This window comes from Streptomyces sp. NPDC088354 (assembly GCF_044753585.1).
Classification (GTDB): domain Bacteria; phylum Actinomycetota; class Actinomycetes; order Streptomycetales; family Streptomycetaceae; genus Actinacidiphila.
In genome coordinates, this window is the sequence record NZ_JBIVNJ010000005.1 from 228332 (window position 1) to 234331 (window position 6000).

Annotated in this window: 1 protein-coding gene; it reads left to right on the plus strand. The window is 70.7% G+C overall.

Features of this window, described 5'->3' with window-relative positions; genetic code table 11:
* The first annotated feature begins 198 nt into the window (after positions 1-198).
* Positions 199-5841, plus strand: a complete 5643-nt coding sequence (locus ACIP98_RS11110) for a GH92 family glycosyl hydrolase (protein ID WP_401975088.1) — start codon at positions 199-201, stop codon at positions 5839-5841.
* Positions 5842-6000: the final 159 nt, after the last annotated feature.

The following is a 6000-nucleotide window of genomic DNA, read 5'->3' on the forward strand; positions in this document are numbered from 1 at the left end:
TTCCGCATGATCCAGGACCTTCGCCCCAACTCGTGTCCGGGGCCGGGGCGGTTGTCGCCGTTCCGGGTCGGCGGTCGCGGCACCTCCTCGTACTGACCTGTCCCGATCTGTCCCGACCTGTTCTCCGGGCCGAACCGCCTCCTGGCGCCGATCAGGACCGAGCCGCGGCGCGCCCCGACGTGATGCACCCGACCTCCAATGACGAAAGGTCCCTCCGTGTCACCTTCCCCCTCTGCCCGCCATCTGTCCTTGCGAAGATGGGCAGGCGCCGCGATAGCCCTGTCGCTGCCCGTGGGTCTGCTGGTCGTCGCACCCTCGGCGGGTGCCGCGGCGCCGCCGCCCGGGAACTTCAGCTCCTCCTTCGAGTCGGCCGACCCGCAGCCCGCGGCGAGCACCGTCGAGCTCGACGGCAGCGGCAAGCCGGTCCAGGAGAACCTGAGCGGATCGAGCTCCACGGGACTGCCCGGCAGCCTGCTCGACCAGGTCGGCGCGGTGACCGCCAGCGCCGACAACCCGCCCGGGGAGATCGCCTCCAACGTCAAGGACGCCAATCCGTCGACCAAGTGGCTGGCGTTCGCCAAGACCGGCTGGGTGACGTACCGGCTGGCCAAGCCCGCGGCGGTGGTGAAGTACTCGCTGACCTCCGCGAACGACGCGGCGGGCCGCGACCCCAAGGACTTCACCGTGCAGGGGTCGAACGACGGCAGCGCGTGGACCGACCTGGACACGCGCACGGGTGTGAGCTTCAGCGGGCGGTTCGCCACCAACACCTACAGCTTCACCAACACGACGGCCTACGCCTACTACCGGCTGAACGTCACGGCGAACTCCGGTGACTCGATCCTCCAGCTCGCGGACTGGAACATCAGCGACGGCTCGAACGTCCTGCCGCCGGCCACCCCGATGGTCAGTGTCGCCGGCGCGGGACCGGTCAGCGGCTACAACATGAAGTCGGGGGCCGGGTTCTCCGGCGTGGCCTCGCTGCGGTACTCGGGCGGCGCGCGGGCCGACGGCCGCTCGTACGCGACCAACAAGCTCTTCGACGTCGACATCCCGGTCGGGCCCAAGACCCGGCTGTCGTACAAGATCTTCCCCGAGTTCACCGCCAAGGACACCCAGTACCCGTCCACGTACGCGGCCGTCGACCTGCACTTCACCGACGGCACCTACCTGAGCGGCCTCTCGCCCGTCGACCAGCACGGCTACGCGCTCACCGCGGCCGGGCAGGGTGCGTCGAAGGTGCTCTACGCCGACCAGTGGAACGCGGTGCAGTCCGAGATCGGGGCGGTCGCAGGCGGCAAGACGATCGACCGTGTCCTGCTCTCCTACGACGACCCCAAGGCCACCGCCTCGACGCGTTTCCAGGGCTGGCTCGACGCCGTCACCGTGTCGGGCACCCCGACGCCGGTGGACGGCTCCAGCCTGACCAACTTCGTCGACACCCGGCGCGGCACCAACGCGTCCGGCGGGTTCTCGCGCGGCAACAACCTGCCGATCTCGGCGGTGCCGAACGGCTTCAACTTCTTCACGCCGGTCACCAACGCCGCGTCCAACTCCTGGGAGTACGACTACCAGGCGGGCAACAACGCGGCCAACCTGCCGACGCTGCAGGGACTCGCGATCTCGCACGAGCCCAGCCCGTGGATGGGTGACCGCAACCAGATGTCGGTCATGCCGGTGCCGGCCGGGGGCTCGCTCACCGGAGCGCCCAGCGGACGGGCACTCGCCTTCAGCCACGACGACGAGATCGCGCGGCCGGACTTCTACCAGGTCACCACGCAGAACGGCCTGAAGGCGCAGATGTCGCCCACCGACCACGGTGGGATCATGCAGTTCACCTTCCCGTCCGGGCAGGCCACCGGAAGCCTGGTCTTCTACAACGGCACGTTCACCATCGGCACGGACGGCACCTTCACCGGCTGGGTGGACAACGGAAGCGGTCTGTCGGCCGGTCGCAGCCGGATGTTCGTGTCCGGCACCTTCGACCGGGCGCCGACGGCGACCTCCGCCACCTCCGCCACCTTCGACACCTCCGCAAGCCGGCAGGTGACGCTGCGGATCGCGACCTCGTTCATCTCGGTCGGCCAGGCGGGCAAGAACCTCGGCCTGGAGGTCACCGGGCAGAGCTTCGACCAGATCCACGACGCGGCCACCGCGGCGTGGAACGACCGGCTCGGCCGGATCGAGGTGCAGGGCGCGAACGAGACGCAGAAGGTCACGCTCTACTCGAACCTCTACCGGCTGAACCTGTACCCGAACTCGCAGTCGGAGAACACCGGCACCGCTGCCGCGCCGCGCTGGCAGTACGCGAGCCCGGTGTCGGCACCGACCGGCACGTCGACCGCCACGCAGACCGGCGCCAAGGTCGTGGACGGCCAGATCTACGTCAACAACGGGTTCTGGGACACCTACCGCACCGTGTGGCCCGCGTACTCGCTGCTGTACCCGGACGTCGCGGCCAAGATCGCCGACGGCTTCGTCCAGCAGTACCGCGACGGCGGGTGGATAGCCCGCTGGTCCTCACCCGGTTACGCGGACCTGATGACCGGCACCAGCGCCAACGTGGCACTGGCCGAGGCCTACCTCAACGGTGTCGACGTGCCCGACCCGCTCGCCGCGTACGAGGCGGCGGTCAAGGACGCCACCGTCGCGTCCGGACGCAGTGAGGTCGGCCGCAAGGGCATCGAGAACGGGCTGTTCCTCGGCTACACGCCCACCTCCACCGGCGAGTCCGTGTCGTGGGCGCTGGAAGGCTTCATCAACGACTACGGCATCGGCAACATGGGCGCGGCCCTGGCCGACGACAAGTCGGTGCCGAAGGACGACCGCAAGCGGATCAAGGAGGAGTCGGCGTACTTCCTCCAGCGCGCCCGCAACTACGTCAACCTCTTCGACAAGGACAGCAAGTTCTTCGAGGGACGCCAGGCCAACGGCACGTTCCTCACCGGCAACCCGCTCGACTGGGGCGGCGCCTACACCGAGACGAACGGCTGGAACTTCGCCTTCACCGCGCAGCAGGACGGCCAGGGCCTGGCCAACCTCTACGGCGGTCAGAAGCAGCTGGAGCAGAAGCTCGACCAGTTCTTCTCCACCCCGGAGAACGCCGACCACCCCGGTGGGTACAACGGCACGATCCACGAGATGCTCGAGGCGCAGGCGGTCCGCATGGGCCAGCTCGGCATGAGCAACCAGCCGTCGCACCACATCCCGTACATGTACGACTACGCCGGTGCGCCGTCCAAGACGCAGGCGATCGTGCGGGAGCTCCTGCAGCGCGTCTACGTCGGCGACGAGATCGGCCAGGGCTACCCGGGTGACGAGGACAACGGCGAGATGTCGTCGTGGTACATCCTCAGCTCGCTGGGCATCTACCCGCTGCAGGCCGGCTCCTCCCACTGGGCCATCGGCTCGCCGCAGTTCACCAAGATGACCGTCCACCGCACGAGCGGCGACATCGTCGTCAACGCGCCGGACAACAGCACCAAGAACGTCTACGTGCAGGGTGTGAAGGTCAACGGCAAGACCCAGCGCGCGGTGTCCGTCGACTCGGCCGAGCTCGTTCACGGCGGCACGATCGACTTCGCGATGGGCTCGCAGCCGTCGTCGTGGGGTACCGGGAAGAACGACGCGCCCCCGTCGCTGACCGAGGGCACGGACGTGCCCAAGCCCTTGCAGGACACCACGGGTCCGGGCCTCGGCACCGCGACCACCGGCGACGGGCAGGACGCGTCGAAGCTGTTCGACGACTCGTCGACCACGCAGATGACCTTCGCCACCGGCGAGCCCCAGATCGACTGGGTCTACCGCGGCGGCAAGCAGACGCCGTCCTACTACACCCTCACCTCCGGTGCGGGCGCGGGCGACCCGACGGACTGGAAGCTGCTGGCCTCCAACGACGGGATCACCTGGACCACGCTCGACTCGCGTCACCGCGAGGTGTTCCCGTCCCGCAACCAGACCCGGCCGTTCAAGATCGGCAATCCGGGCGCGTTCGCGCGGTTCCGCCTGGTCGTGAAGGAGACCGCCGGCGCCGCGCAGACCAGCCTCGCCGAGGTCGAACTGCTCGCGGGCGGCGACGTCCAGCTCGGTGGCGGCGACCTCACGGTCGCCGGCGTGAGCAGCGGGCTGCACGCGACGTCCGGCGTCGCGGTCTCGGCACCCCTGGCCACCGTCACCGGCGGCACCGCGAGCGGCTACCAGGCCACGATCGACTGGGGTGACGGCTCGCCGGTCACCACGGGCACCACGGCTCTCAGCTCGCGGGGCGTGTACAGCGTCAGCGGTACGCACACCTACGCCAAGCCCGGTTACTACCAGGCGAACGTCACGGTGACCGACGGCACCGTCCAGGGCTCGGGCACGGTCGGGGCCGACGTGGCGTACGCGCCGAGCTCCAGCCTCACCGCCGCCTTCGACACCGTCTGCATCGGGGACGAGGGCGCGCTCGCCGCGAACTGCGACAGCAAGTCCTGGGCGTACTCGCGTGCCGCTCTCAAGGCGGCCGGCGTGACCCAGGGGCAGCAGCACGACGTGCCCGGCACGGCGCTGCACTTCACGCTGCCGGAGACCCCGGCGGGCCAGCCGGACAACGCGACGGGCAACGGCAGCACGCTCGTGCTCGACCTGCCGTCCGACGCGAAGAGCATCTCGTTCATCGGCGCCGGCACGCAGGGCAACCAGAACACCACCGGCACGGCGACGTTCAGCGACGGCAGCACCGCCGCCGTCCCGATCCAGATGAGCGACTGGACGCTGGGCGGCAACGCCAACGGCACGCCGTCCTTCGGCAACATCGTCGTCGCCAAGTCCGCCTACCGGCTGCTCGGCACGAGCCGGGACGGCGCCCAGCCGTTCCTGTTCGCCACCACGCCGTTCCAGATCCCGGCGGGCAAGACGCTGGTGTCGGTGACCCTGCCCAAGCAGACCGGCGACGCCGGTTCGGCCGGCCGGATCCACGTGTTCGCCGTCGCCCACGACGGCACGCCGGCGCCCGCGCTGGTGACCACCACTCCGAAGGACCGGACGGCCACCCCGGGGAAGGCCCTCGCGGCGGACCTCGGTTCGGTGACCGGCGGCGTTCCCGGCCCGACGGGCTACCAGGCCCGCGTCCAGTGGGGTGACGGCACGGTTCCGGCCGACGCCGCGGTCGACGCCTCCGGTGCGATCAGCGCAGAGCACACGTACGTGCAGCAGGGCACGTACACCGTGCACGTCACCACGTGGGACACGCTGTCCAGCAGGACGGAGACGTTCACCGTGACCGTGGGGGAGGCGGCGCTGCAGCCGTCGATCTCGGCGTCGGCATCCGCCACCGTCGAGGCCGGTGACGCGATCACCGTCAACGGCAGCGGGTTCGCCGCCGGCGAGCGTGTGACCGTCAAGCTGGGCACCAGCCCGGCGCGCAGCGTGACGGTCGAGGCCTCCGCGACGGGTGCGGTCCACGCGTCCGTGGCGGCGTCCGACGACGCGCAGCCCGGCCGGTACGCCATCACCGCGGCCGGTACGTCCTCGCGGACTCCGGCGACGGCCACCGTCCGGGTGACCGATGAACCGCAGGCGCGGACGTACCGACCCGACGTGCTGCTGTCGACGACGTCGGGGCCGCGCGCCACGGCGATCGTCGTCAACGCCAGCGGGTTCGCGCCGAACGAGGCCGTGAGGATCGGCTTCGGTGACGGTCTCGCCTTCATCACCGTGCACGCGAACGCCGACGGTGTGATCTACGGCGCGACCATCAGCGTTCCGGGGACGGCCAAGCCGGGTCCGACCGGTGTCACGCTGGCCGGCGCCGATTCGGCGGCCCATGTCCGGCTGCACTTCGAGGTCACCGACCAGAACTGACCCGAACCGAGCTGGACCGAGCCGGACTGGGCTGAACCAGTCAGAGCCGCGGGGGGGGGGGGGGGGGGGGACCCCCCCCCCCCCCCCCCCCGGTGGGGGGGCCCCCCCCCGGGCCGGGGGGGGCCCCCCGGGGGGGGGGGGCCGCCGCCCGGCCCCGGG